This window comes from Cellulomonas sp. NEAU-ZC6, from assembly GCF_056844425.1.
Map to the genome: position 1 here is coordinate 949,429 of NZ_JBXFYH010000001.1, position 26,649 is coordinate 976,077.

The window sequence follows — 26,649 nt, forward strand, 5'->3', positions numbered from 1 at the left end:
GCTGCGTCTCGCGGATTTCGGACGACGTCCGTCGGTTCCCGGCCGGTGTGACCGGAGGAACGCCCCGTCGGCATGACACCGGAGGGTCCCGGATCTAGTCTTTTGTACTGACCAGTCAGTACTAAGAATCAACGAGGTGACGGCATGTCCTCCACGCAGCCGGACCCGTCGACGGGTGACCGGACCCCCGACGGCCCGTGGGACGTCCCGCCGGACGTCCTGACGGACCTCGCGCCCGGCGTCGGCCCGGACACGGCCGAGCCCGGCGCGGATCCGGAGCCGGCAGCCGCCGCCGTGCGTGCCCGCGGGCTGCGGCTCACCGGGTCGCGCGGACCGGTCTACGGGCCCGTCGACCTGGACCTGCCGGCCGGTGCGCTCACGGTGGTCCAGGGGCCGCAGGGTGCCGGGCGGTCCAGCCTGCTGCTGACCCTCGCCGGCCGGATGGTCCCGGACGCCGGCAGCGAGCTCACGGTCCTCGGCGAGCCGCTCCCCCGGCGCCGCACCACCGTCCAGCGGCGGGCCGCCGTCGCGGGGTTCGCGGGCGTCGACGAGCTGGACGACGCGGTCACCGTCGGCGACGTCGTCCGCGAGCGGATCGCGTGGCTCACGCCGTGGTACCGGCGCACCGGCTGCGTCACGCAGACGACCTTCGCCGACCTGGCCGCACCCGTGTTCGGCGACCGGCCGCTCCCCCGGGTCGGCACGGTCGTCTGGGACCTGGACGAGGTCGACGTCATGCTGCTGCGCGTCACGCTGGCGCTCGCCCAGCGTCCCGACCTGCTGGTCGTCGACGACCTGGACCAGGTGCACGACTCCGGCCGGCGCCAGACGGTGTGGACCCGGCTCGAGGCCCTGGCCGCCACCGGGACCACCGTGATCGCCTCCGTCGCCTCGCTCGACGAGGCCGCGCGGATGCGCTGGTCGACGCCGCCCGAGGTCGTGCACCTCGCCACCGGCCCGCACGCCGTGCCCGCCGCCTGATCCTGCTGCTCCTGTCCTGAGGACCCCCGATGCTCTCCTTCCTGTCGACCGGCACCGAGCTGCGCCGGTTCCGCCGCGGCGTGCTGCCGAAGCTCGCCGTGGTCGCGATGCTCGCCATCCCGCTGCTGTACGGCGCCCTGTACCTCTGGGCGTACTGGGACCCGACCGGCAACCTGGACCGGCTGCCCGTCGCCCTGGTGAACGCCGACCAGGGCGCCACCCGCGACGGCGAACCGCTGCACGCCGGTGCCGACGTCGTCGACGAGCTGCTCGACTCCGAGGCGCTGGACTGGCGCCCGGTCGACGCGACCACCGCGGCCGACGGCGTGGCGGACGGGACCTACTACTTCGCGGTCACGGTCCCCGCGGACTTCTCGGCGGACATCGCCTCGATCGGCGGCGACGCCCCCGCCGCGGCCGAGATCGACGTCACCTACAACGACGCCAACTCCTACCTCGCCTCCACCCTCGGGCGCAGCGCGATGACGCAGATCCGCGCCGCCGTCTCCGCCACCATCGGCGAGCAGGCCGTCGACCAGGTGCTGGTCGGCCTCGGCTCCGCACGGGACGGGTTCGCTCAGGCGTCCGACGGCGCGCTCACCCTGACCGCGGCGAGCGGGGACCTGTCCTCCGGGGCGCACCAGGTCGCCGACGGCGCGACGTCCGCGGCCGACGGGGCGGCGCAGCTCGCCTCCGGCTCCTCCGACCTGGCCGGCGGCGCCGCCCGGCTCGACTCGGGCGCCGCGCAGCTGTCGTCGGGCGCGGGCACCCTGTCCTCCGGCGCGGCCACCGCGGCCTCCGGGGCGGCGGCTCTCGCGTCGGGGGCGCAGCAGCTCGCGGCCGGCACGCAGACCGCCGCCGGCAGCGCGACGACCCTGGCCGACGGCGCCTCCGCGGTCAGCGACGGCGTGGACACCCTCGCCGGGACCGTCGCGGGGCTGCAGACCGCCGCCGGGGACCTCGGCGTCGACCTCACCTCGGTCGGCGACGCGCTCGGCGCCCTCGCCCGGGAGCAGGCGGTGACGGGCGACACCGACGCGGCCGCGCGCATCCAAGCCCAGCTCGCCGCCCTGCAGCAGGCCGTCGCCGGCGTGCCGGTCCCGGACGACCCCGACGCGGCGGCGGCCGACCTGGCCCGGCTGGTCGACGGGGCGCACCAGGTCCGGGACGGGTCCGCCGCGCTGTCCGCCGGCCTCGGCACGCTCGCCGGCTCCTCCGGCGACCTCGCCGCGGGCGCCGCGACGCTGGCGGACGGCACCGCCCAGGTGGCCACCGGGGCCGCCACCCTCGCCACGAGCTCCGGCACGCTCGCCTCCGGTGCGGCCGAGCTGGACGGCGGCGCGCAGACCCTCGCGTCCGGCGCCGCCGGCCTCGCGACCGGCACCGGCACCCTCGCGTCCGGCGCGACGCAGGTCGCCGACGGCACCGACCAGCTGGGGGACGGCAGCCGCCGGCTCGCCGACTCCCTCGCCGACGGCGCGGCGCAGATCCCCGACGACGACGACGCCACGCGCTCCGACCGCGCCGACGCGCTGAGCACGCCGGTCGGGCTCGCGAGCACGGACGTCGCCGCCGCGGACGGGTACGGCGAGGGGTTCGCGCCGTTCTTCATCCCGCTCGCGCTGTTCGTCGGTGGGCTCATCACCTGGCTGCTGCTGCGGCCGCTGCCCCCGCGCGGCCTCGCCACCCCGGCCCGGGGCTGGCGGATCGCCCTGGCCGGCTACCTGCCGGCGCTGGCCATCGGCGTCGGCCAGGTCGTCGTCCTGCTGGCGGTCGTGCACCTCGGCCTCGGGCTCGGCATGTCGACGGTGCTCGGCACGGTGGCGTTCACCGTCCTGGTCGCCGCGGCGTTCCTCGCCGTGCAGCAGATGCTCACCGCGGTGCTCGGCCCGGCGGCCGGCAAGGTCGCGATCATCGCGCTGCTCATGCTGCAGCTGACCGCCGCCAGCGGCACCTACCCGGTCGAGACGACGCCGTCGTTCTTCCAGTGGCTGCACCCCGGGCTGCCGATGACCTACGCCGTCACCGGCCTGCGCGAGCTGACGACCGGTGGGACGGACGGGCGGCTCTGGTCGTCGGTCGGCGCGCTGCTGCTCTTCCTGCTGGGGTCCCTGGCGATCACCTCGTGGCGCGCGGCACGGCAGCGCACGTGGACGCTGTCCCGGCTGCACCCCGCGCTGTCCATCTGAGCGGCAGGGTCCGACCGAACGCCACCGATCTGAGAGGCTGGGCGCCATGCCGACCGCCGCCGACGCCGTCCCCACGGCCCCCGCGACCGCCGACACCCGCACCGGGACGTCGCCCGGCGGACGCCGGGACACCCGCCGGGCGATCATCGAGGCGACCGTCGCGCTGATCGCCGACCGCGGGTTCTCCGCCACGTCGGTCGACGACATCGCGGACCGCGCGGGCGTCGCGAAGGGCAGCGTCTACTACAACTTCGGGTCCAAGGGCGCGCTGTTCGAGTCCGTGCTGACCGAGGGCCAGCAGGCGCTCACCAGCGCGCTGCGCGGTGCCGCCGACGGCCGCACCGGCCGCGAGGCCGTCGGCGCGCTGGTGCACGAGCTGCTCGCCCAGATCCAGGGCCACCCGGACTTCGCCAAGGTGCTGGTCGCCGAGGTGTTCCGCACCGGCCGCGACTGGCAGGAGTCCATCCGGCAGGTCCGGGACGAGGCGTTCGCGGTCTTCGCGGAGGTGGTGGCGGCGTCCTGGCCGCACCGAGACCCCTCGCTCACCGCCGCGGCGATGTTCGGCGCCACGCTCGTGGCCGGCCTGGAGTGGCTGGCGTTCCAGCCCGAGCGGCCCGTGGCGGACGTGCGGCGGGCGGTGCTGGCGACGGTGCTCGACCCGCTCTGACCTGCTCGGACCGGGGCTCGACCCGGTCCTCGACCCGCTGTGCCCCGAGCGGTGGCGACCCCGGGACGCGGAACGGCCCGGCGAGCAGGTGCTCGCCGGGCCGTCCCGGAGGTGCTGCGGTTCGCTCAGTAGCGGCCGGCCTGCTGCGGCACCGCGCCGAGCAGCTCCATGACCTCGGCCTCGAGGAACCGGCGGTGGCCGCCGAGGGTGCGGACCGCGGACAGCTTGCCCGCCTGCGCCCAGCGCGTGACCGTCTTCGGGTCGACGCGGAACATCACCGCGACCTCACCGGGGGTGAGCAGCGAGGTGGAGGCCTGCGTCGGGAGCTGGGCCTCGAGGGGGTACGTCATGATGACTCCTAGTCGGTTCGGTAGCCCGGCTGACCTCGTAGGTCCCGTGGCTTTGCGTCCCCGCCTTGCAGCGGGTTTGCCGTTGTCGCTCAACGGGTAGAACTATACAGAAATCGGACAGATCGGCAAGTACCACCCGAGAGCGGACAAACTCGCAGGTCAGCGGTGTGTGCGCTCACATCGCGGACGCCGGTCCCAGTACCCGACCCGTTCCGGGGCCGCCACCGGGGCCACCCCTGCTCCGCGCGACGTCACCCGTCCGGAGCAGCGACCGCGTGCGGAGGTCGCCCACGCCGCCCTCGCGGACGTCCCCGATCACCGGTCCGCCGCCCCGGTCGGTGCACCACCCCGGGGCGCACCCGCCGAACCGCGCGGCGCAGCGCGGTGGGTCAGGCGCCGCCGTCCGGGTCGAACCGGTAGCCCATCCCCGGCTCCGTCAGCAGGAACCGCGGTGCCGCCGGGTCCGGCTCCAGCTTCTTGCGCAGCTGCGAGAGGTAGAGCCGCAGGTAGCCCGTGTCGGTGACGTGCTCGGAGCCCCAGATGTCCTGCAGCAGGGTCTGCCGGGTGACCAGCCGCCCGGCGTTGCGGACCAGCATCTCGAGGATCCGCCACTCGGTGGGCGTCAGCCGCACCGGTTCCGGCGCACCGCCGGCCACCGCGTCCCGGGTCACCGTCGTCGCGGTGAGGTCGACGACGACGTCCCCGATCCGCACCAGCGGCTCGGCGTCCTGCCCGGGCACGCGGCGGGTCAGCGCACGGATCCGGGCGAGCAGCTCGTCCACGCCGAACGGCTTGGTCACGTAGTCGTCGGCACCGGCGTCGAGCGCCTCGACCTTGTCGGCCGATCCCGTCCGGCCCGACAGCACGAGGATCGGGGCGCTGGTCCACCCGCGCAGCCCGTGGATCACGTCGACGCCGTCCAGCTGCGGCATCCCGAGGTCGATCAGGTAGAGGTCGGGCTTGTGCTCGATGGCCTGGTTCAGCGCGGCCGTGCCGTCCGTGGCGACCAGGATCTCGTAGCCGCGCGCACGCAGGGTGATCCGCAGCGCCCGCAGGATCTGCGGGTCGTCGTCGGCGATGAGGATCTTCACGACGCCACCTCCTGCGCGCCCGACTGGCGCAGCGCGATCACCATGGTGAGCCCGCCGCCGGGGGTGTCCTCGGGGCTCAGCGTGCCGCCCATCCCCTCGGTGAACCCGCGGGACAGGGCGAGACCGAGCCCGAGCCCGGTGGCGTTGTCCGTGTCCCCGAGCCGCTGGAACGGCAGGAACAGGTCGGACCACCGCTCGGCGGGCACCCCGGGGCCGTGGTCGACCACCCGGACCTCCACGCGGTCGGCGAACGCGCTCGTCTGCACCCGCGCCGGCACACCGGCGGGGCTGGCGTGCACGGCGTTGGCCAGCACGTTCACCAGCACCCGGCGCAGCAGGGCCGGGTCCGCCTGCACGGCCGGCAGGTCGGGGTCGAGCTCCAGGTGCACCAGGTCCGGCCCCAGACCGAGCTCGTCCAGGGCGGGCAGGATCACCTCGTCGACGTCCGTCGGGCGGCAGGACACCCCCAGCACGCCCGCCTGCAACCGGCTCACGTCGAGCAGGTCCGTGACCAGGCCGGTCAGCGTCGCCAGGCTCTCGTCCGCCGTCGCCAGCAGCTCGGCCCGGTCGTCGGCCGTCAGGTCGACGTCGGCGGACCGCAGGCTGCCGACCGCGGTGGTCGCCGCGGTCAGCGGGCGGCGCAGGTCGTGGCTGACGGCGGACAGCAGGGCGCTGCGCACCTGGTCGGTCTCCCGCAGCGGCCCGATCGCGTCGGCGGTGCGGCTGAGCCGCTGGTGCTCGAGCGCCGCGGCCAGCTGCGTGCGGACCACGCCCAGCAGCCGGTTGCCGACGCCGTCGACGTCGTCCGGGTCGACCCGTCCCTCGCCGCCGGGGTCCAGGTCCAGCACGGTGTGCTCGTCGACCGGCACCGCCGGTGACCCGGGCCGCACCGTGCCGGACTCGGCCAGCACCTCCTCGCCCGCGCGCAGCCGCGCACCGGCCAGGCCGAACGCCTCCTGGGCCCGCTCGACCAGCGCCGCGAGCGCGTCCTGGCCCCGCAGCACCCCGCCCGCCACGGTCGCCAGCAGCTCGGACTCCGCGCGCGCCCGCGCCGCGACCCGGGTCCGCCGCGCGGCGACGTCGACCACCGCGCTGACCAGGACCGCGTTCGCGACGTAGAGCACCAGGGCGGCGGCGTGCACCGGGTCGGCGACGCTCACGGTGTGGATCGGCGCGACGAACAGGTAGTTCAGCGTCAGGCCCGACAGCAGCGCGGACAGCAGCGCCGGCCACAGCCCGCCGACCAGCGCGACCACCACCACCAGCAGCTGGTACGCCAGCACGTCGCCCGCCAGGGACTCCTCGCTGCGACCCGCGACCAGCCAGGCGGTCAGCAGCGGCCCCAGCACCAGCGCCAGGACGAACCCGAGCACCCGGCGCCGCACGGTGAGCGCCCCGGTCAGCGCACCGGTCAGCCGGGGCAGCGGCAGCCGCCGGGCCGCGGCGGCGTGGTTGACGATGTGCACGTCGATCGGCCCGGACTCCCGGATCACCGTCGACCCGATGCCCGGCCCGGTCAGCGCGGCCCGCAACCGGCTCCGTCTGCTCAGCCCGATCACCAGCTGGGTGGCGTCCCGGGACCGGGCGAACTGCACCAGCGCGGTCGGCACGTCCTCCCCCACCACCTGGTGGTAGCTGCCGCCGAGCTGCTCCGCGAGCGCGGCCTGACCCGCGAGCGCCTCCGGGTCCGTGTCCCGCAACCCGGTCTGCGCGGTCACGTGCACCGCCAGCAGCTCCCCGCCGGCCGACCGCGCCGCGATCCGGGCGCCGCGGCGCAGCAGCGTCTCCCCCTCCGGCCCGCCGGTCAGCGCGACCACGACGCGCTCGCGCGCCTCCCACGGGCTGTCGATCGCGTGCTCGGCGCGGTAGCTGCGCAGCGCGGAGTCGACCTCGTCGGCGAGCCACAGCAGCGCCAGCTCGCGCAGCGCCGTCAGGTTGCCCAGCCGGAAGTAGTTGGACAGCGCGGCGTCCACCCGCTCGGCCGGGTAGACGTCACCCGCCGCGAGCCGGTCCCGGAGCGACTGCGGCGTCAGGTCCACCAGCTCGATCTGGTCCGCCGACCGGAGCACGCGGTCCGGCACCGTCTCCCGCTGCGGCACACCGGTGATGGTGCGCACCACGTCGTTCAGCGAGTCGATGTGCTGGATGTTGACCGTCGTGAGCACGTCGATGCCGGCGTCGAGCAGCTCGGCCACGTCCTGCCAGCGCTTGTCGTGCCGGGACCCCGGGGCGTTGGTGTGCGCGTACTCGTCCACCAGCGCGACCTCGGGTCGCCGGGCCAGCACCCCGTCCAGGTCCATCTCGGTGAGGGCGACGCCCCGGTGCTCGACCCGGGCCCGGGGAACGACCTCGTACCCGTCGAGCAGGGCGGCCGTCGCGGCGCGCCCGTGGGTCTCCACGACCGCGACCACCACGTCCCTGCCGTCGCGCGCCAGGTCGCGGCCCGCCTCGAGCATCGCGTAGGTCTTGCCCACGCCCGGCGCAGCACCGAGCAGGACGCGCAGCCGGCCCCGGGTCATCGGCTCTTCCTTCCAGGTCGTCGAGGTCGAGGTGCGGTCCGCGCGCGTCGCGCCGGCCGCCAGCAGCCCAGGTCCTCGCGGTGATCGTAGTCTCGACGGAACCCGCGTCCCGCGAGCAGGATGGGGGCCATGACCTCGGACGACGACGCCGACGACGCGACGGCCGGCGGCCCGCTGCACGAGCACGTCGAGCGGCACCGCGACGGCAGCGTGCGGGCCCGCGGGCCGATGCTGGGCGACGTGCAGCACGGCGCCTGGGAGTGGTTCCGGCTCGACGGCACGATCCTGCGGTCCGGGTCGTTCGACCGCGGCGCGCAGGTCGGGGACTGGACGACCTACGACCGGCAGGGCCGGCCGTACAAGGTGACACGGATGGGCTGAGCCCCGCTGTGCCCGGCTCGCTCCCGGCACCCGGCACCCCGCAGCGCGCGCCGGTGCCTGCGCGCGCTGCGGGTCCGGCGCGTCAGGCCATCGGCCACCTCCCGTCGTCGTCGGGCCCGGCGGTGCCGCCGGTGGTCGCGTCGAGCTCGCGCCGCAGCCGTCCCCGGTACCGGAGCACGGCCACCCCGCCGCCCAGCAGCAGCACGGCGGCGGTCGCGGCCAGCGCGACGTCCGCGCCGGTGACGGCCAGCGGCTGCCCGGGGGGCGCCGGCGGCGTCCCGTCCACCGGCGGCGCGGCGACGACCAGCGTCTCCGACGGGTCCCCGCACTCGCCGACCGACAGCACCGCCCCGTCCGTCCCGGTCGTGCGCTCGACGAACCCGTAGGTCCCGGGCGCGTCCGTGGTGAACCGGCCGGTGAGGTGCTCCCCGATGCCGTCGTCGCCCGCGGTGAGCGCGATCGGCTGCGACGTCCACACGGGCTCCGTGCAGACGAGCGGCTCGCCCTCCGGTGCGTGGAACAGCTCGACCACGGTCGTCGCACCCGCCGGGACCGCGCCGTCGACGACCACCACGTCCCAGATCTCGACGCCGGCGACGAGTTCGCCGGCGGCCACGGCCTCCGTGCGGACGGCGAGCCGGTCGGTCACCAGTGTCGTCTCGTGCGGGATCCCGCACCTGCCTTCGTGCCGGGTGACGCCCTCGCCGGTCAGCAGGGTCTCGACCCAGTACACGGCGCCCGCCTCGCCCGGACCAGGGGTCGGGCCCGAATCGTAGAGACCCGCCCCGTCGACCGGGACCGGGTCGGAGGTCCAGAGCAGGGTGCTCTCGTCGCAGACCGGCTCCGCCGCCGGGTCCTGGGGGCCGAACGCCCGGAACACCAGGTGGTCGCCGGGGTCGGTCGTCCCGGTGACGAGCGCGACGTCGTGGATCGGCTCCCCCACGACCGCGTCCGGCTGCGCCCGGGTCACGACCGACGGCGGGACCACCACCTCCGGGGCACCGGGCACGTAGAACACCTCCCGGACGTCGTCGTACGGGCTCACGAACGGTTCGACGCGGTCGTCGCCCGCGAACGCGTAGACGAACACGAAGTAGTCACCGCCGGGATGCACCGCCCGGGTCGGCGCCACGATCGGGTGCGCGTCGTCGTAGCCGACCTCGTGCACCCCGTCGACCGCCGGGACCGTGTCCGTCCAGTGCACCGGCGCGCCGTCGGGCACCTCGGGCTGGTCGGGCATGCCCGGCAGCGGCCCGTAGACGGTGACGACCGCGTCGCCGAGATCCGGCTGCCACCCCCCGAGGCCCTCGAAGTCACCGTGGTCCTCGGGGTACCCGCCGATCGTGATCCGGTCGAACGCCCGGCCGCCGGGCACGACGTTGAACTCACGGGTCTGCGACTCGTGCACGAGGTCGAACCGGTTGACCGCGGTCTCGACCTCCTCGAAGTACGGCGCCGTGAAGTCCTCCCGCACGTACGGCGCGAGCTCCCCGGCGTCGGCCTTCCGGATGGTCACCACCGCCGTGTAGAAGCCGTTGGCCGTGGCGGTGACGGCGCCGGTCGAGGTCACGCGACCCGGCCCGTGCGCGACGACGCGTTCGACCCCCGCGACCGGAGCACCCGCGGGTGGCGCCGGCGCCTGCGGCTGCGGGCTGTCGAACGGCCCGTACCAGGTGACGTCCGCCGGCAGCGCCACCGGGACGCCGTCCAGCTCGACCCACTCGTCGCCCGGCGCGGCCGCGAACTCGATCACGTCGACCAGCGGTTCGCCGTCCTGCACCACGACGTCCTGGACGGTCGTGGTGGCCTGCGGCCGGAAGTCCCGGACCACCTCGAACGGATCGCCCGGGACGGTCACCTCCCGCGGTTCGTGAGCGGGCCGGTTGCCGTACGTCAGCTGGTCCTGGCGGTTGCCCGCCATCTCGAGCACGGTGAGCGACGTGCGCCACGCGTCGGGGAACACCACCTCGTAGCCGACGGTCCCGTTGCCGGTCGCCGTCCACGTCAGCGTGACCGGCTGCGCGGTCGTGGTGCCGGAGAACGTCCGGGTGCCGGTGGCGTCCAGCACCGCGGGGCCGGTCAAGGTCACCGTGAACGCGGCACCCACCACCGGGTGCCCCGTGGCGGACGTCAGCGATATCCCCTGGATCGCGCCGGTCCGGTGCCCCGCTCCGGTGGCCGAGCCGGGGGAACCGGCCCAGGGCCCGGCCTCGGCGGCCCCGGTGGTGAGCACCTCGTGAGCGCGGTCCCTGACCGCCTGCGGGGTGGCGGCCGTGATCAGCAGCTTGGTGGCCTCGACGACGCCGCCGGCCATCGTCCCGGGGCGTTCCTGGCGCTGGTGCACGGCGTACCCGAGCGCCGCCTGGGTGAGGTCGTCGGTGGCGAACCGGTGCCGGGCGAGGGCCGCCGCCAGCTCGGGATCGTCCACCTGGTGCTCGCCCTGGGGCCGGTCCGAGGCGGAGGGCGCAGTGACTCGCGCCTGGACGCAGTAGCCGTGCTCGTCGGCACCCGCCGGCCCGGGCATCGGCCCGAGCTGGACCGGGCCGTAGCCGGAGGGGGTGATGGAGATGCCCGCCGCGGGGACGCTCGCGGTGGCCGCGGGTGGGGACGGCGCGAGCAGGAGCGCGACGACCGCGCCTCCTGCGAGCACCGTGGCCAGCAGCGCCGAGAGGCTGCGGCGGGCATGCCAAGATGGCCGTGCTTGCATGTCAGGTCTCCTGAGGAACTGTCGAGCAGGTACGAGGGGCCCGGTGTGCCAGCACCGGGCCCCTCAGCTCGTGGTCTGAGGTCGGGTCGGAAGCCGAGGTCGGCTCGAGGGTCGGGATCGGAGGTCGAGGTGGAGGGCGGACTCGGGGGTTGGGCGCGGCTGAGGTCCCGACACTAACGACGGGGCCACCGGCCGTGGGCCGGTCGTCGTCCTCGCTGGGGACGACCCTCGGCGCGTCGACGATCTCCGGCGCGTCGCCAGGCTCAGCCGTGGGCCAGCTCAGCCCTCGGCCAGCACCCAGCCCGGCTCGTCCGACCCCGCGGGGAGCGTCACCTCGCCCCACGACCCGACCGCCACAGTGAGCTCGCCCGCACCGTCGACGCCGTCCGGCAGGGCCACGACCGTGGTCGCGGGGACGTAGTCCTGGGTGCAGATGCCGTCACCGGGCTCGGGGAACGTGATCTCGACGGCACCCTCGCCGGTCGAGGTCGCCGTCGGGTCCGCGACCACCGGGCAGGTGCTCGACCCGAACGTCACGACGTAGAGCAGGGCGGGGTCGGTGGTGCGCGCGGCACCCGCGGACGCGTCGGCGGGCGGGGCCGCGAGGTCGTCCGGCAGGCCGACGACCGTCGACCCGGCGGTCAGCGTCAGCGGCTCCGGTGTGGCCGGCTCGGTCGTGGCGGGCGGCTCGGTCGTCTCCGAGCCGCCGGCGTCGCCGCTCGCGCACCCGACGACGAGCAGCAGCGCCGCGGCGGCCAGGGCAGCGGCGGACGCGCCCCGACGGCGGCGACGTCCCGGAGTCACGGCACGGGCGAGGGCGGCGGGCGTCTGGTCGTGAACCATGAGGTGCTCCTGGTCGTCCGGCTGGCGCTGACGGGTGTCGAGCCCCGGCGCGCCGGGCCCCGACGCCCACGCTACCGCCGCCGCCCTGGCGCCCGCGGGCCCTCGGCGGGGCGCGAGGAGGGCCAGGGAGATCGCCCTTGAGGGAGCCGGCCCGGTCCCGCCACGATGAACCCGTGCCCCTCCGGTTCCCCGCCCCCCTCGTCCCCGGCGACCGCGTCGGCGTGACCGCCCCGTCCGCCGGCGTCGCCCGTGACCTGCGCCCCCGCCTCGACGTCGCCCTCGCGACCCTGCGCGACCACGGCCTGGACCCGGTCCTCGGCCGCTGCCTGGACGGCATCGGCATCGTCAGCGCGCCGGCCCGCGACCGCGCGGACGACCTCGTGGCGCTGCTGACCGACCCCGCGGTGCGGGCCGTCGTGCCGCCCTGGGGCGGGGAGCTGGGCATCGACCTGCTCGGGCACGTCGACTGGGACCGGCTGGCCGACGACCCCACCTGGCTGGTGGGGCTGTCCGACACGTCCGTGCTGCTGCTGGCGCTGACCCTGCGCACCGGCGTCGCGACCCTGCACGGGCAGAACCTGATGGACACGCCCTACCGGGTGCCGGAACCGCTCGTGGGGTGGCTCGACGTCGTCCGGCTGCCGTCCGGGTCCCGGTTCGACCAGGGGCCGTCCGTGCGGCACCGCCGGGACGGCTTCGACGACTGGGTGGCCGACCCGGCGGTCACCGAGCGCACGCTCGACACCCCCGGCACGTGGTCCCTGCTCGACGAGGCGACCGCGGGCACCGTCACGGGCCGGCTGGTCGGCGGCTGCCTGGACGTCGTGCCCCGGCTCGCCGGGACCCCCTACGGCGACGTCCCCGGGTTCGCCGGGACGTACGCGCCGGAGGGCCTGGTCGTCTACCTGGAGGCCGTGCACCTGGAGCCGGCGGAGGTCGCCCGCACCCTCTGGGGCCTGCGGCACGCGGGCTGGTTCGAGGCCGCGAGCGCCGTGCTGATCGGCCGCACCCTGTCCCCCGAGTCCGGCACGTTCTCGCAGCGGGACGCCGTCCGGCACGCGCTCGGCGACCTCGGCGTCCCGGTGCTGCTCGACGTCGACTGCGGCCACGTCCCGCCGCACCTGGCGCTCGTGAACGGCGCGCTGGCCGAGGTCCGGGCGGAGCCGGGGGCGTTCCGCCTCACGCAGACGCTGGCGTGAGCCCGCGCCGGTCCGCCGCCCGGCGCAGGACGACCCGTACCAGCCGCCGCACCAGCATCCCGGCCAGGCCGGCGCCGACGGCGACCGCCACCACCCCCGGGTCCGTCGGGTCCAGGACGAAGACCCGCTGCCCGAACGGGGTGAGCACCGCCAGCGCCATCCCCGCGACCATCGCCAGGACCAGCCCGGCCTTCCACGGCCGCAGCGGGCGGGCGACGTCCACCAGGACGTCGAACGCGACCAGCACCAGCGCGAGGAACGCCGCCGTGGCGGTGCGGACGTGCTCGTCCGGCCCCGAGCCGACCACCGCGCGGGCGACGACGAACGCGCCGTACGCGGCGACCGCCACCCCGATCCCACCGGGCACGGCCGAGGTGAGCACCCGGCGGACGAACCCGGTCCGGGCGGGCGCGTGGTTCGGCGCGAGCGCCAGCACCGCGGCGGGGATGCCGATGGTGAACCAGGCGATCAGGGTGACGTGCCGGGGCAGCAGCGGGAACGGCACGCCGCTCAGCGCCACCGCGAGCGCGAGCAGCACCGAGTAGACGGTCTTGGACAGGAACAGGGTGGCGACCCGCTCGATGTTCGCGACCACCCGGCGCCCCTCGGCCACGACGTGCGGGAGGGTGCCGAAGCTGTTGTCCAGCAGCACGATGCGCGCCACGGCGCGCGCGGCGGGGCTGCCGTTGCCCATGGCGACGCCGACGTCGGCCTCCTTGAGCGCGAGCACGTCGTTGACGCCGTCGCCGGTCATCGCCACGGTGTGCCCGCGGGCGGTCAAGGCGCGCACCAGGGACCGCTTCTGCTCCGGCGCGACCCGCCCGAGGACGGTGGTGCGCTCGGCCACGTCGGCCAGCTCCTCGAGGTCGGTCGGCGCGTCCCGGGCGTCGAGCGTGGCACGCGCGTGCGGCACGCCGACCTGCTCGGCGACCGCGGCGACCGCGCTCGGCGCGTCGCCCGAGATCACCTTGACCGCGACCTGCTGCCGGGCGAAGAAGTCGAGCGTGCCCGCGGCCTCGGGGCGCACGCGCTGGTCGAGCACCAGCAGCGCCGATGCCTGGAGCGCGGGCGGCAGCTCCGTGCCGGACCACGGCCCCGCGGCGCGAGCCAGCGCGAGCACCCGGCGTCCCTGGTCGGCGGCCTCCGTCGCGCGGGCCTGCGCGGGGTGCCCGGGCAGCAGCACGTCGGGGGCGCCCAGCACCCACGTCGTCCCGTCCGTCGTCCGCACGGCGGCCCACCGGCGCGCCGACGAGAACGGCACGACGTGCTCGGTCGCCGACGGCTCGCGGTCGCCCACGTGCTCCAGCACCGCCCGGAGGCTGGCGTTCGGCCGCTCCTCCGCCGCCCCGAGCGTCGCGAGCACGTCGTCCACCCGGTCGGCGTCGAGCCCGCCGTCGAGCACCTCCACCGCACGCAGCCGCATGCCGTCCTCGGTCAGCGTGCCGGTCTTGTCGAAGCACACGACGTCGACCCGGGCGAGCGCCTCCATCGCCGGCAGGTCCTGCACCAGGCACTGCCGGCGGCCCAGCCGGATCACGCCGACCGCCATGGCGACGCTGGTCATCAGGACCAGGCCCTCCGGGACCATCGGCACCAGCGCCGCGACCATGCCGCGCAACGCGTCCGACGGGGCCTGGTCGTTGATCCAGAGCTGGTTGACGATCGTCAGGGCGGCGACCGGGACCAGCGCCCAGGTGACGTACCGCAGGATCTGGTCGATGCCCGCGCGCAGCTCGGACGACGGCCGGCGGAACGCCGAGGCCTCCCGCGCCAGCCGCGCGGCGTAGGCCTGCTCCCCCACACCGGTCGCCCGCACGGTGCCCGACCCGGCGACGACGACGCTCCCCGACAGCACCCGGTCGCCCGCGACCGGCACCACCGCCTCGGACTCCCCGGTGAGCAGCGACTCGTCGACCTCCAGCCCCGACGAGTCCACCAGCTCCCCGTCCACGGGCACCTGGTCGCCGGCGGCCACCCGCACGAGGTCGTCGAGGACCACCTCGGCCGGCGCCAGCACCACGGTGCCGTCCGCACGCAGCACGGTGACCTGCACGCGGTTCAGCACGGCCAGCCGGTCCAGCGTCCGCTTGGCCCGCACCTCCTGCACCATGCCGACCGTCGAGTTCACGACGATCAGCAGCCCGAACAGGCCGTCGAGCAGGTGCCCGGTGCTGAGCACGAGGACGAGCAGCACCAGGTAGATCGCGTTGACCCGGGTGAAGGCGTTGCTCCGGACGATGTCGCCCCAGCTGCGGCTGGTGGTGGCCGCGACCGTGTTGGCCTGACCCCGGTCGACCCGCTCGCGCACCTGCGCCGTCGTCAGGCCGACCGCCTGCCCAGCCTCCGTGCGCGTCATGGACCGACCCTAGCCAGCACCCGGTTCCGGGTGGTCACCTGCCCGGGCTGAGTGCTCGCGCCACTCTCGCGAGGGAAAACGGGCAAAACACCATGTATCGGACGGCGGATCCGCGTAAGGTCCGCACCGTGCCCCATGTGCCCCCGGACTCGAGCGGCCTGGCGCTGGCACGTGCCGTGCCCCACCTCCACGACACGACCGGCCTGCCCGGCGGCACCGCGTGGGAGCCCAAGTGGGACGGCATGCGGGTGCTGGCGCTCGCCGACGGCCCCCGCACGCTGCTGCGCACCCGGCACGGGTCCGACCTGACGCCCGCGTTCCCGGAGGTCGCGCGCGCCGTCGGCCACCAGGTGCCCACGGGCACCGTGCTGGACGGCGAGCTCGTGGTCCAGCTGCTGGGCCGCGTGGACTTCGGCGCGCTCCAGCGTCGTCTGCAGGCCTCGTACCCCGCCTCGCTCGCCCAGCACGTGCCGGCCGGGTTCATCGCCTTCGACCTGATCCAGCGCGAGCACCACGACCTGCGCCCCCTGCCGTTCATCGAGCGGCGGATGGCGCTCGAGGAGCTCGCGGCCGGCTGGACCGGCCCGATGACGACGTCCGCGCTGACCGGGGACGTCGACGTCGCCGCCCGCTGGTTCCGCGACTTCGCCGGCCAGGGCGTCGACGGCCTCGTGGCGAAGGGGCTCGACCAGCCCTATCGCGCGGGCACCCGGGACTGGCTCAAGGTCAAGCACCACGCCGCCGTGGACCTGGTCGCCACCGCGGTCACCGGATTCGCGTCCCAGCCCGGGGCGCTGCTGCTCGCGCTGCCGGTCGACGGCGAGCTGGTCCCCGTCGGCCGCTCGCGTTCCCTCGGGACCGTCGCCTCGCTCGAGCTGGCGCGGCAGATCACACCGCTCGGCAGCCCGGACGGTCCGCGATCCGGCATCGCGACCGCGATCGCCCCGATCGTCGTCGAGGTGTCCGCCGACGTCCCGTGGTCGGGCGGCGCCCTCGCGCGGCCGGCGCAGTACCTGCGCGCTCGCCCCGAGCTGCACCCGCTCGAGGTGGAGCCCGACGCCGTCCTGGCGGGCTGCGCCTGACGTCGCACGCCACTGGCCCGCGCAGGCGGACCACCACCGCGCACCCGGTCGGGCGTGACCACGCGCGGACGTGACGGCCGGCCTCGATCCGCGACGCGTCCGGGCGCGGCAAGGCTCGGCCACCTCCCGACGTCTTTGCGCACGGCACGACCACGGGCTGACGGCAGCTTCGTGGCTCGGTCCGGGTCGCGCCGCTCGGGGTGCTCCGGGAGCCGTCGCGTCACCGGTGACCACCCGGTGCGTCACGGAGGGATCCCGTCGAACGCGTCCTGGTGGTGCCGGGAGGACGGTCGTCCTGCCCCGGTGTGCCAGGTCCGGTCGACGCGCGCCGTCGCCGTGCCGGTGCGCACGCTCGCCGTCGCCGTCGCCGTCGCCGTCGCCGTCGCCGATGCCGGTGCCGATGCCGGTCCCGCTGCACCGTCCCCACCTGGTGCCGACCCGGTCGTACCCGGTGCCGAGCCGGCAGACGGACGCCCCCCGGCAGTCTCGGGCGGCGGCGTCCAGCTCGGTCCGGCCACCACGCGCCCGTCGCCGCTGACGAACCGGTAGCGCGCGCCACCGCCCGGGTCGCGTGCGTCGGTCTCCGCGAGCGCAGAACCACCACGCGTCCGCGCACGACCTCGGCGGTCGCCACGGTCCCGGGCGAGCGTCTCGCGGACCGGCGCGCCGACCCTCGACAGCGCCAGGTCCCGGCGGTGGACCTCGTGGTGGTGGACGCTGCAGAGCAGGACGCCGTTGCCCACGGACGTCTCGCCGCCGTCGCGCCCCCACCAGCGGATGTGGTGGATCTCGCACCACCGGGCCTGAGCGGCGCAGCCCGGCCAGCGGCACGAGCGGTCCCGGGCGATCACCGCCCGACGTTGCACCCCCGTGTAGGTCCGCTGCGTGCGGCCGAGGTTCAGCGGGGCGTCGGCGGCGTCCAGCACGACGCGGGTGACGTCGCAGTCGCACAGCACGCGGTCGACCTCGCTGCGGGGCAGGGGCGTCCCGTCCTCCCAGGTCGCCGGGTCGGCAGGACCGGCCGGACCCGGCACCGTCGTGGCACCCGTCGCTCCGCCCGCCGTCAGTCCGCCGTCGCGCGGTGGCTCGCCCTCGGCCCGGTGTCGTCGGTGCCGCCGCCACGTCTCCTCCCGCACGAGCACGGAGACGTGCGGTCGCACCGCAGCCCCGGGTGCGGTGGACGGCTCGGTGAGGGCGCCCTCGGCCAGCGTGACCAGGGCGTCCGCAGCGCGCTGCTCGCTCGTACGGTCGTCGTCGGCCGCGGGCCGCGGGGTGACCGCCTCCAGCGCGAGGCGCAGCCGGTGCCCGGCGACCGCATCGAGGCGCCCGGAGATCCGCGTCCCCTGGTCCGACGTACCGAGATGCAGGAACCGGGCTCGGCGCTGCGCCTGGTGCGCGTTCTCCAGCGCGTCCTCGTCGTGGGTGGCCGCCCACCGCTGGACGGCGCGGGCGAATGAGGGCACGCCCTGGTCCCTGGCGAGCGCCACGAGCTCGGCCTGACCGCTCGGGGACACCGCGGCCGCACGGACCCGCTCGGACGGGTCGGCGGCGACAGCACCGATCACGCTCGCGTGCGCCAACCCGAGCTCGCCGGCACGCACGGCGTCGGCGACCGCGGGGAGTCCCACCAGCGCCTCGGCCTGGCGCTCCTCGCGCGCCGCGGCACCTGCGCCCGTGCCGGCGGTCCCGACCCGGGCACCGCCGGCACCCGGCGGCGCGCCGCGCCACTGCGCGAACGACGCGGCACCCGACGCCCGCCAGCCGCCGGCGTCCCGCTCGGCGAGCAGGAGGTGCGCGCGCACCGCGGAGGCGGCGGCGACGAGACCGTCCACGGCCCGCAGCGCGGACCGCCGCTCGCCCTGCGACCACGAGCCGGCATCCGCGAGCGCGGGGACCAGCCGGTCGACGTCGGCGCGCAGCTCGAGCAACCGGTCGCACGGCGACGCGCCGCTCCCGCCAGGCCGCTCCGTCGTGAGCGCCGCAACCGACCGGTCCATCTCCACCTCCCGATGATCGAACACGTGTTCGAACCTATCGGGAGCCTCTGACACGCCTCGCCGCCGCCCGGTTCAGGGCCTGCGGCCGGGGTCGCCCGCTGCGGGACGCCGCGGCGCCCCGCCCCGTCCGTCGGACCCGTTCTCGACGCGGGTGGGAGCCGCGACGTCGACTTGGGTGGAGGCCCCGGCGTCGACCTGGGTCGGGACCCCGGCGTCGCTCTGGGTGGGGGCCGCGGCGTCGACCGGGGCGTCGACCCGCCTCGGAACCCCCGCGTCGACCTGGGCCGCGACCACGACGTCGTCACGCCCGCCGGTCGGCCGCGACAGCGGGCCGGTCAGCCGCGCCTCCCCCGCGCCCTGCACGGGGTTCGCGAACCGACGCAGCACGCCGCAGACCCGGCTCCAGCGAGCCGCCTCCGCCACGGGCTCCGACGGCCCCCCTCACGACGCGCCCTCGGCACGGTCCCGCACACCGCGGAGCATGCGCTCGGTCATGAGCAGGCTCACCCAGGACACGGCCTCGACCATCCACCGCGCCCACGGCTCCCGGTGCGCGTACCGCTCGCGCACGACGAGCCGGCACCGACCCGGGAGCGGGCCGCTGCGCAGCACGAAGGCCCACACGAAGTCGAACGGCGGCAGGTCCTCGTCGGGCAGCGACGGCCCGGCGCCCTGCAGCACGAGGGCGTGCGGCGGTTCCAGGCGCGCCACCGTGAGGCCGATCTCCCCGCCCAGGCGCACGAGGTCGCCCTCGGCGAGGTCCTGCCACCGCTCCTCGACCCGGTCGGCGCTGCGGATGCCCAGCCCGACCAGGTTCTCGAGTCCGTCGTAGCTGTAGAAGCCGCCGCGCCCCTGCCCGAGCTGGACCAGCCACGGCCACACCTGCTCGGCCGGCACCCCGATCGTGATCGCCCGCGTCGCGACCAGGTCGGCGTCGGGCAGGAGCTCGTCACCCGGCAGCCCGACGGCCAGCTCGCTCCCGGTGGCGCCCCAGCGGAGCGCGCGCCGGCGGGCGAGGGCGTATCCGGCGGCCGCGGCCACCCCGACGAGGAGCGGGCGCACGGCGCGTGAGGCGGTCATGCGCCTCACTCCACCAGTCGCGCCCCGGCCGCCGCCAGGCCCGAAGGTCCCCCGGGGCTCCGTCTGCCCGGGCCGACGCGGTCGCTCCCGTAGGCGACACGAACGACTGTGCGGGAGCACGTCGTCCGCCCGCGTGCCGGCGTGCGCGAACGGCCCGCCGCCTGCATGCAGCAGGTGACGGGCCGTTCGGCTGGCTCCCTCGACTGGACTCGAACCAGTAACCGTCCGATTAACAGTCGGATGCTCTGCCAATTGAGCTACGAGGGATCGTGCGGGAAGAACTCTAGCAGCCGTTGGACCGTGCTCCGGACACGTCCGGGACCGGCCCGGCCGGACGGGTCACGACCGCAGCCCGGCGGCCGCGCGCACCCGGGCCTCGGCCTCGTCGAGCAGCGCCGCGACGCCCGCGTCGGCGAGGTCGACCCGCCCCGACCCGATGACCTGGGTGAACAGGTCGCCGTCCTCGCCGCGGCGCAGCGCGACCCGCACCGGGCCCGCGCCGGGCACGGTGACGGTCTCGACGTGCACGACCGACGACTGCACCCGCTCGCGGAGCGTCTGCGCGAACGCCACCGGGACGGGCGGGGTCAGCGGCAGCTCCTGCACGGCGCCGGTGACCCAGTGCACCGTGATCGCCGCGGGCTCGGGGGCGAACGACGCGCGGTCCACGTCGGACCACGGGTGCCGCTCCACGGTGCCGGCGTCGGCGACGTAGAGCGCGCGTCGCGTGGCGGCGAGCCAGCGGTCGCCGGTCGCGGCCGTCGCCAGGACCTTGTCCCCCGGCGGGAGGTCGAGGGCACGGCGCACGTCGTCGGGCATCGCGGGGCGGCGGGAGAAGAGCGGCACGGCTCACCACCGTAGTCGGCGGCGGGCACGGCACCGACCCGGCGCCCACCCGGCGCGACCGCGTACCCTGGCGGCCGTCGGGGCCAGTAGCTCAGCCGGTCAGAGCAGCGGACTCATAATCCGTCGGTCGTGGGTTCAAGCCCCACCTGGCCCACCACCGCCCGGTCCGCCCGTCGCCGCCCGCACGGACGCGACCGGCAGCAGCGCCGCGCCGGCGAGGAAGCACACCGCCCCGGCGAACGTCCCGGAGTTCACCAGCGCGACGTTCGCGACCTCGGTGGTGTCGCCGACGTAGCGGGCGGCGACCGCCGCCGCGCCGAACGCGACCGACCCGGCCAGGTTGAGCACCGCCACCCGCCGGTCGAGGGGCTGCAGCGGGCCGGACCGCGCCCGGGCGCGCACCGCGACCACGGCCAGCACGCTGGCCGCCAGGAAGCAGATCGACCCGTAGACGTCCGGCGCCCACACCAGCCGTCGCGCCTCGGCCGTGTCGAGGCCGCGGGTGGCCGCGTAGGTGCTGATGTTGAAGCAGACCGTGCCGACCAGCTGCACCAGCGACGCCCACCAGTCCGTCCGCTCGGCACGCGGGGTCCCGGCGAGCTGGAACGCGGCCGCCGTGGTGAAGAACAGCGAACCCACGACGAAGGTCCACGCGGCGACCGTGGGGCTCACCTCGGTGAAGTACAGCGGCAGGGAGCCCACCGCGAAGCACAGCGAGCCGATCCCGAACAGCACGCCGAGCCGGACGCTCGCCCGGCTCGGCGCGGGCCTCCGGCCGGCGTGGCGGGTCGTCCCGGTCACGACCCTAGGCCGGTCCGGGCCTTGCTCTGCGCCGCCGCGTGCCCGGGCGCGGTCCAGAGGTCGGCCTTGACGGTGGCGCGCTCCGTCGGGGACTCCTTCTGCAGGTCGGTGTACGCCAGGTCGAGGTCACGCAGCAGCTGGTCGATCATGATCCGGCTGAGGTCCAGCCGGACGACGACGCGCATCAGGTGCACGTCCTCGGCGTCGGGCGGCAGGCTGTACGCCGGGACGATCCAGCCGGTCTCCCGCAGCCGCGCCGACAGGTGGTAGACGTCGAAGCCCGGGTCGTCCGCCAGCCGGAACGTGACCACCGGCTCGGCCAGGCCCGGGTTGAGGACCTCGAACCGCCCGGTCGCCTCGAGCGCCTCGTTCAGGTACCGGGCGTTGGCCAGCATGTTCTCGACGATCGCCGTGTACCCGGTGCGGCCGAGGCGCAGGAAGTTGTACATCTGCGCCTGGATCATCGCCGAGCCGCGGGAGAAGTTGAACGTGTAGGTCGGCTGGGCGCCGCCCAGGTAGTTCACGCTGAACACCAGGTCCTCGGGCAGCTTGGTCCCGTCGCGGAACACCAGCCAGCCGACGCCCGGGTAGACTAGGCCGTACTTGTGCCCGGACGCGTTGATCGACGCGACCTGCTCGAGCCGGAAGTCCCACAGCAGGTCCGGCTCGGCGAACGGCGCGATGAACGCTCCGCTGGCGCCGTCGACGTGCAGGGGCACGTCCCACCCGCGCTCGCGCTTGATCCGCACCAGCAGCGCGTCGATCTCGGCGATCGGGTCCGCCTCGCCGACGTGGGTGGTGCCCAGGACGGCGCCGACGGCGATGGTCCGCTCGTCGACGCGGCTCTCGACGTCCTCGGCGGAGATCGTGTACCGGTCCGGGCGCATCGGGATCTTGCGCATCTCGACGTCGAAGTAGTTGGCGAACTTGTCCCACACCACGTGCGTCTCGGCGCCGAACACGACGTTCGGCCGGTCCGTCGGCAGCCCGGCGGCCTCCCGGCGGTTCCGCCACGCGCGCTTGTGCGCGAGCAGCCCGAGCATGATCGCCTCGGACGACCCGATGGTCGCGACCCCGACCACGGTGGCCGGGTCCGGCGCGTGGAACAGGTCGCCGAGCATGTGCACGCACGCCTCCTCGACCAGCGAGGCGACCGGGTACTCCTCGTGGTCGATGTGGTTCTTGCGCAGCGTGTCGTGGATCAGCGCCTCGGCCTGCGGCTCCATCCACGTCGTGACGAACGAGGCGAGGTTCAGCGTCTCGCGGCCGTCCAGCATGAGACCGGTGTGCAGCAGCTCGTACACCTCGTCCGGGTCGAGCCCGTGCTCCGGGAAGTGCGTGCGGTCGATGGCCGTGCGGAAGCCCGCCCGGCCGTGGATGGGCAGCGCGGTCTGGCCGTTGCTCGTGTCGCTCACATGGGTCCCCGATGCAGCAGGGCGGCGCGCACGCCGCCGTCGTGTCCAGCGGTACGGGTGCGGCGGCGGGGGCCCGTCGGGACGTGGTGCTGCGGCGGCGCGGACGGCGCAACCGGGACGAACGTAGCAGGGCCGCTCACAGGCCCTCCAGCCTCGGGGGCGTGCGTAGGCCGATCGTCCTGTTGCAGCCGGGCGAGCGTCGGTCACATTCTGGTGGGCGGGTTTCGCGGCACGGCGGACCCGGCGACGTCAGGAGACCCGACCATGTCCACCGCGGCCCACGACGAGCGCCCTGCCGGCGAGCTGGCGGGCGATCGCGCGTTCTTCGGCCACCCCCGGGGTCTGATGACGCTGTTCACCACCGAGCTGTGGGAACGGTTCAGCTACTACGGGATGCGCGCCATCCTGCTCTACTACCTGACCGACACCGTCGCGAACGGCGGTCTCGGGATCGAGGAGCGCACCGGCCTGGCGCTGGTGTCGATCTACGGCACGAGCGTCTACCTGCTCTCGGTCGTCGGCGGCTGGCTGGCCGACCGGCTGATCGGCTCACGCCGGTCGACCCTGTACGGCGGCATCATCATCGCCGCCGGCCACGTCCTGCTGGCGGTGCCGGCGGAGGCCGCGTCGTACCTCGGGATCGCGCTGGTCGCCCTGGGCACCGGCCTGCTCAAGCCGAACGTCTCCAGCATGGTCGGCGAGCTGTACGCCCGCGACGACGAGCGCCGCGACTCCGGCTTCTCGATCTTCTACATGGGCATCAACATCGGGTCGTTCACGGCGCCGTTCCTGGTCGGCGCGGCCCGGGCCTGGGGCGGGTACCACGCCGGGTTCCTGGTGGCGGCGGTCGGCATGGCGATCGCGCTGGTGTTCTTCGTAGCCGGCGGCAAGTACCTCGGCCGCGCGGGCGGCACCGCGCCGAACCCGATCCGGCCGGAGGAGCGCCCGAAGCTGGTCCGCGGTCTGCTGGTCATCGCCGGCGGGATCGTGGTCGTCGCGCTGATCGCAGCCGTCGTGTCCGGCGGGTTCAACCTGGACACGTTCATCGACACGATGTCGTACCTGGCGTTCATCGCACCGGTGGCGTACTTCGTGGCGATGTACCGGTCGCCCAAGGTCACCGACGCCGAGCGGCCCCGCGTCATCGCGTACATCCCGCTGTTCGTGGCGGCGATGCTGTTCTGGATGATCTTCGAGCAGGCCGCCACCACGCTCGCCTCGTTCGCGCAGAACCGCACCGACCTGGACCTGTTCGGCGTGACGATCAGCCCGGAGTTCTTCCAGTCGGTCAACCCGCTGTCGATCATCATCCTGGCGCCGGTGTTCGCGTGGATCTGGACGAAGACCCACGACCGCCCGCCGACCGCGACCAAGTTCGCCATGGGGCTCGGCCTCGCGGCGATCTCGTTCCTCATCATGTCGGCGGCGTCGGCGCTGATCGGGGACAGCAAGGCGCCCGCCTGGGTGCTGGTCGTCGTCTACGTGGTGCAGACGCTCGGCGAGCTGTGCCTGTCCCCCGTCGGCCTCGCGGCGACCACGCTGCTCGCGCCGAGGGCGTTCCGGACGCAGGCGATGGCCGTGTGGTTCCTCGCGCCGGCCGCGGGGCAGGCGATCACCGCGCAGCTGATCAAGGCGACCGAGGGCGCCTCGGACACCGCCTACTTCGGCGGGATCGGCGCCGTGGCGCTGCTGTTCGCGATGGCGCTGCTGCTGCTGTCGCCGTGGGTCGGCCGGCACATCCGGCACGCGGACGAGCTGGAGGGCTCGGTCACCGCGGGCACGTGACCCCCGGGTGCGGCTCCGTCGTCCGGGTCAGCGGCGGGCGGTCTGGGTGTTGCTGACCTGGGCGCGGGGGCGGACCACGAGGGTGTCGATGTTGACGTGGTGCGGGCGGGTCAGCGCGAACGTGATGACGTCCGCGATGTCGTCGGCCACCAGCGGGTCGTAGCCCTCGTAGACCTTCGCGGCGCGCTCGGCGTCGCCCTCGAAACGGACCAGCGAGAACTCCTCGGTGGCGACCGCGCCCGGGGCGATGTCGATGACGCGCACGGGCTCGCCGATCAGCTCCAGGCGGAGCGTGGTGGTGAGCATCCGCTCGGCGTGCTTCGCACCGGTGTACCCCGCGCCGCCCTCGTACGGGCCGATGGCCGCCGTGGAGGTGACGACCAGGACGTCGCCGCGGCCGCTGGCCTTGAGCGCGGGCAGCAGCGCCTTGGTGATCCGCAGGGTGCCGAGCACGTTGACCTCGTACATCCGGCGCCAGCCGTCGACGTCGGCGTCCTCGACCCGGTCGAGGCCGAACGCGCCGCCGGCGTTGTTGACCAGCGAGGTCAGCCCGCCCGTCGCCTCGACGTGCGCGGCCAGCCGGGCGACGTCGTCGTCGCTGGTGAGGTCGGCGGGGAACGCCTCGGCACCGGTCTCGGCGGCCAGGGCCTCGAGCCGGTCGGCACGGCGCGCGACGGCGACGACGTCCCACCCCTCGGCGCGCAGCCGGCGGACCGTGGCCGCGCCGATGCCGCTGGACGCGCCGGTGACGACGGCACGCTGCCGGCCGGGCGCGGGGGTGGGGGTGCTCTCGGACATGCTCGGGTCCTCTCGGTGGGTGGGTCGTGGGCTGCGTCGACCCTACGGCCGCATCGCCTGCGGATTCTCGCGACGCCCACCCGCAGATCGGTGGGCCTCGCGAGAATCGGCTGACGATGCCGGGGTCGGCTCGCGGGTCGGGTGGGGCTGGGTGGGGCTGGGTGGGTCAGAGGGTGGCGTCGAGGTCCGCGAGGACCTCGTCGTACGCGGCGAGCGCGGTGCGGACCTGAGGGTCGGACACGGTGCAGGGCGGGACGACGTGGATCCGGTTGTCCTGCACGAACGGCAGCAGCCCGCGCTCGATCAGCCCGGCCTTCACCGCGCCCATCGCCGCGGCGGGCACCGGCGCGCGGGACTTCCGGTCGGCCACCAGCTCGACCGCCCAGAACACCCCGGTCCCCCGCACCTCGCCGACGGACGGGTGCGCGTCCGCGAGCGCCGCGAGCCCCGGCCCGAGCACGTCGGCGCCGACGCGGGCGGCGTTCTCGACGACCTGCTCGTCCTCCATCGCCTCGATGGTGGCGACGATCGCGGCCATGGCCAGCGGGTGCCCGGAGTAGGTGAGCCCGCCGGGGAAGACGCGGTCGTCGAACACGGCCGCCACGGCGTCGGAGATCAGCACCCCGCCGGCGGGGACGTAGCCGGAGTTGACCCCCTTGGCGAAGGTCACCAGGTCGGGCCGCACGTCGTGCTGGTCGAACGCGAACCACGACCCGGTCCGGCCGAACCCGGCCATCACCTCGTCCAGGACCAGCAGGATGCCGTACCGGTCGGCGAGGGCCCGCACGCCCGCGAGGTACCCGGGTGGCGGCACCAGGACGCCGCCGGTGCCGACCACCGTCTCGAGCAGGATCGCGGCGATCGACGACGGCCCCTCGGACACGACGACGCGCTCCAGGTGCTGCAGCGCCCGCTCGCACTCCTGCTCGGGCGTCGTGGCCCAGAAGTCGGAGCGGTACAGGTAGGGGCCGAAGAAGTGCACGTGGCCGCGGGCGTACTCGTTGGGGACGCGGCGCCAGTCGCCGGTCGCGACCACGGCGGCGCCGGTGTTGCCGTGGTACGAGCGGTAGGCCGACAGCACCTTGTCGCGGCCGGTGGCGACCCGCGCCATCCGGATCGCGTTCTCGTTGGCGTCGGCGCCGCCGTTGGTGAAGAACACCTTGCTGAAGCCGGCCGGCGCGTGCCGCAGGATCGCCTCGGCGGCCCGGCCGCGCGGCAGGACGGCGTGCTGGGGCGCGATGGTGGTCAGCTGCCCGGCCTGCGCGGCGATCGCGGCCACCACCCGGGGGTGCTGGTGGCCGATGTTGGTGTTGACCAGCTGGCTGCTGAAGTCGAGCAGCGTGCGGCCGTCGGCCAGCGTGACCTCGCAGCCCGACGCCCCGGCGACGACCAGCGGCGCGAGCGCGCCCTGGGCCGACCAGGAGTGGAAGACGTGCGCGCGGTCGAGGTCGTGCGCGAGCCGGCCGTCGGCGTCGAGTGCGGTCATCGTGGGGCCTTCCGTGAGGTGCGGGGGTGCGGGGCGTGCCCGGGCCGGGGGACGCGCGGTCCCCCGGCCCGGGAGC

At 75.4% G+C, this 26,649-nt stretch carries 21 protein-coding genes, 2 tRNA genes and 1 riboswitch; of the genes, 8 read left to right on the forward strand and 15 right to left on the reverse strand.

Annotation, left to right across the window (positions count from 1 at the left end; translation table 11 throughout):
- Positions 1-144: 144 nt before the first annotated feature.
- The 3 genes from AC1050_RS04375 to AC1050_RS04385 are packed head-to-tail and all read left to right on the forward strand — an operon-like array spanning position 145 to position 3,837.
- The gene (locus AC1050_RS04375) at positions 145-981 is read left to right on the forward strand and encodes an ATP-binding cassette domain-containing protein (protein WP_482386152.1); all 837 of its coding nucleotides are present in this window, start codon (positions 145-147) and stop codon (positions 979-981) included.
- A gap of 29 nt (positions 982-1,010) precedes the next feature.
- Positions 1,011-3,170 (forward strand): YhgE/Pip family protein, encoded by a 2,160-nt coding sequence (locus AC1050_RS04380; protein WP_482386153.1) that lies wholly within the window; start codon positions 1,011-1,013, stop codon positions 3,168-3,170.
- A gap of 46 nt (positions 3,171-3,216) precedes the next feature.
- Positions 3,217-3,837, forward strand: a complete 621-nt coding sequence (locus tag AC1050_RS04385) for a TetR/AcrR family transcriptional regulator (RefSeq protein WP_482386154.1) — start codon at positions 3,217-3,219, stop codon at positions 3,835-3,837.
- A 125-nt stretch (positions 3,838-3,962) separates the two neighbouring features.
- Here AC1050_RS04385 and AC1050_RS04390 read toward each other — a convergent pair whose 3' ends face one another.
- The 3 genes from AC1050_RS04390 to AC1050_RS04400 form a co-directional block, all read right to left on the reverse strand.
- Complete coding sequence (locus AC1050_RS04390) at positions 3,963-4,187, reverse strand: BldC family transcriptional regulator (RefSeq protein WP_482386155.1); 225 nt, start codon at positions 4,185-4,187, stop codon at positions 3,963-3,965.
- Between the two features lie 16 nt (positions 4,188-4,203).
- Positions 4,204-4,278, reverse strand: a riboswitch (cyclic di-GMP riboswitch).
- A gap of 298 nt (positions 4,279-4,576) precedes the next feature.
- Positions 4,577-5,278, reverse strand: coding sequence for a response regulator (locus AC1050_RS04395; protein WP_482386156.1), 702 nt, complete (start codon positions 5,276-5,278; stop codon positions 4,577-4,579).
- Positions 5,275-7,797 (reverse strand): sensor histidine kinase, encoded by a 2,523-nt coding sequence (locus AC1050_RS04400; protein WP_482386157.1) that lies wholly within the window; start codon positions 7,795-7,797, stop codon positions 5,275-5,277. Before AC1050_RS04400 ends, AC1050_RS04395 begins: the two co-directional genes overlap by 4 nt.
- Before the next feature lie 129 nt (positions 7,798-7,926).
- Between AC1050_RS04400 and AC1050_RS04405 the strand changes: the two genes are divergently transcribed.
- Positions 7,927-8,178 carry a toxin-antitoxin system YwqK family antitoxin gene (locus AC1050_RS04405; protein WP_482386158.1) on the forward strand — a complete coding sequence of 84 codons (252 nt, stop codon included), beginning with the start codon at positions 7,927-7,929 and terminating at the stop codon, positions 8,176-8,178.
- Positions 8,179-8,260: 82 nt separating this feature from the next.
- On the opposite strand, the gene AC1050_RS04410 is transcribed toward AC1050_RS04405, so the two are convergent.
- Together AC1050_RS04410 and AC1050_RS04415 are read right to left on the reverse strand one after the other, a co-directional pair.
- Positions 8,261-10,885: a hypothetical protein gene (locus AC1050_RS04410; RefSeq protein WP_482386159.1), complete on the reverse strand. Its 2,625-nt coding sequence runs from the start codon at positions 10,883-10,885 to the stop codon at positions 8,261-8,263.
- A 279-nt stretch (positions 10,886-11,164) separates the two neighbouring features.
- Entirely contained in the window at positions 11,165-11,728 is a 564-nt protein-coding gene (locus tag AC1050_RS04415) for a hypothetical protein (RefSeq protein ID WP_482386160.1), read from the reverse strand.
- Between the two features lie 173 nt (positions 11,729-11,901).
- Between AC1050_RS04415 and AC1050_RS04420 the strand changes: the two genes are divergently transcribed.
- Positions 11,902-12,927 carry a S66 family peptidase gene (locus AC1050_RS04420; protein ID WP_482386161.1) on the forward strand — a complete coding sequence of 342 codons (1,026 nt, stop codon included), beginning with the start codon at positions 11,902-11,904 and terminating at the stop codon, positions 12,925-12,927.
- On the opposite strand, the gene AC1050_RS04425 is transcribed toward AC1050_RS04420, so the two are convergent.
- Positions 12,908-15,283, reverse strand: a complete 2,376-nt coding sequence (locus AC1050_RS04425) for an HAD-IC family P-type ATPase (RefSeq protein WP_482386162.1) — start codon at positions 15,281-15,283, stop codon at positions 12,908-12,910. The genes AC1050_RS04420 and AC1050_RS04425 overlap by 20 nt on opposite strands.
- 128 nt (positions 15,284-15,411) lie before the next feature.
- On the opposite strand from AC1050_RS04425, the gene AC1050_RS04430 reads away from it, so the two are divergent.
- Positions 15,412-16,365, forward strand: coding sequence for an ATP-dependent DNA ligase (locus AC1050_RS04430; protein ID WP_482386163.1), 954 nt, complete (start codon positions 15,412-15,414; stop codon positions 16,363-16,365).
- 242 nt (positions 16,366-16,607) lie between these two features.
- Here AC1050_RS04430 and AC1050_RS04435 read toward each other — a convergent pair whose 3' ends face one another.
- The 5 genes from AC1050_RS04435 to AC1050_RS04455 form a co-directional block, all read right to left on the reverse strand.
- Entirely contained in the window at positions 16,608-18,362 is a 1,755-nt protein-coding gene (locus AC1050_RS04435; RefSeq protein ID WP_482386164.1) for an HNH endonuclease signature motif containing protein, read from the reverse strand.
- Between the two features lie 72 nt (positions 18,363-18,434).
- Positions 18,435-18,749: a hypothetical protein gene (locus AC1050_RS04440; RefSeq protein ID WP_482386165.1), complete on the reverse strand. Its 315-nt coding sequence runs from the start codon at positions 18,747-18,749 to the stop codon at positions 18,435-18,437.
- Positions 18,750-18,803: 54 nt separating this feature from the next.
- The gene (locus AC1050_RS04445) at positions 18,804-19,442 is read right to left on the reverse strand and encodes an SRPBCC family protein (protein WP_482386166.1); all 639 of its coding nucleotides are present in this window, start codon (positions 19,440-19,442) and stop codon (positions 18,804-18,806) included.
- A gap of 191 nt (positions 19,443-19,633) precedes the next feature.
- Positions 19,634-19,709: transfer RNA gene (locus AC1050_RS04450), tRNA-Asn, on the reverse strand.
- Positions 19,710-19,781: 72 nt separating this feature from the next.
- On the reverse strand, positions 19,782-20,288 hold the full coding sequence (locus AC1050_RS04455) for a hypothetical protein (RefSeq protein ID WP_482386167.1): 507 nt from the start codon (positions 20,286-20,288) through the stop codon (positions 19,782-19,784).
- A gap of 80 nt (positions 20,289-20,368) precedes the next feature.
- Between AC1050_RS04455 and AC1050_RS04460 the strand changes: the two genes are divergently transcribed.
- Positions 20,369-20,445: transfer RNA gene (locus AC1050_RS04460), tRNA-Ile, on the forward strand.
- Here AC1050_RS04460 and AC1050_RS04465 read toward each other — a convergent pair.
- Entirely contained in the window at positions 20,424-21,089 is a 666-nt protein-coding gene (locus AC1050_RS04465) for a YrhK family protein (protein WP_482386168.1), read from the reverse strand. The genes AC1050_RS04460 and AC1050_RS04465 overlap by 22 nt on opposite strands.
- Positions 21,086-22,504 (reverse strand): glutamate decarboxylase, encoded by a 1,419-nt coding sequence (gad, locus tag AC1050_RS04470; protein ID WP_482386169.1) that lies wholly within the window; start codon positions 22,502-22,504, stop codon positions 21,086-21,088. The genes AC1050_RS04465 and gad overlap by 4 nt, the downstream gene beginning before the upstream one ends.
- A 264-nt stretch (positions 22,505-22,768) precedes the next feature.
- On the opposite strand from gad, the gene AC1050_RS04475 reads away from it, so the two are divergent.
- The gene (locus AC1050_RS04475) at positions 22,769-24,289 is read left to right on the forward strand and encodes a peptide MFS transporter (protein WP_482386170.1); all 1,521 of its coding nucleotides are present in this window, start codon (positions 22,769-22,771) and stop codon (positions 24,287-24,289) included.
- Between the two features lie 27 nt (positions 24,290-24,316).
- On the opposite strand, the gene AC1050_RS04480 is transcribed toward AC1050_RS04475, so the two are convergent.
- A complete protein-coding gene (locus tag AC1050_RS04480) occupies positions 24,317-25,087 on the reverse strand; it encodes an SDR family oxidoreductase (RefSeq protein ID WP_482386171.1) in 771 nt (256 codons plus the stop codon).
- 166 nt (positions 25,088-25,253) lie between these two features.
- Positions 25,254-26,573, reverse strand: coding sequence for an aminotransferase class III-fold pyridoxal phosphate-dependent enzyme (locus AC1050_RS04485; protein ID WP_482386172.1), 1,320 nt, complete (start codon positions 26,571-26,573; stop codon positions 25,254-25,256).
- Positions 26,574-26,649 lie beyond the last annotated feature (76 nt).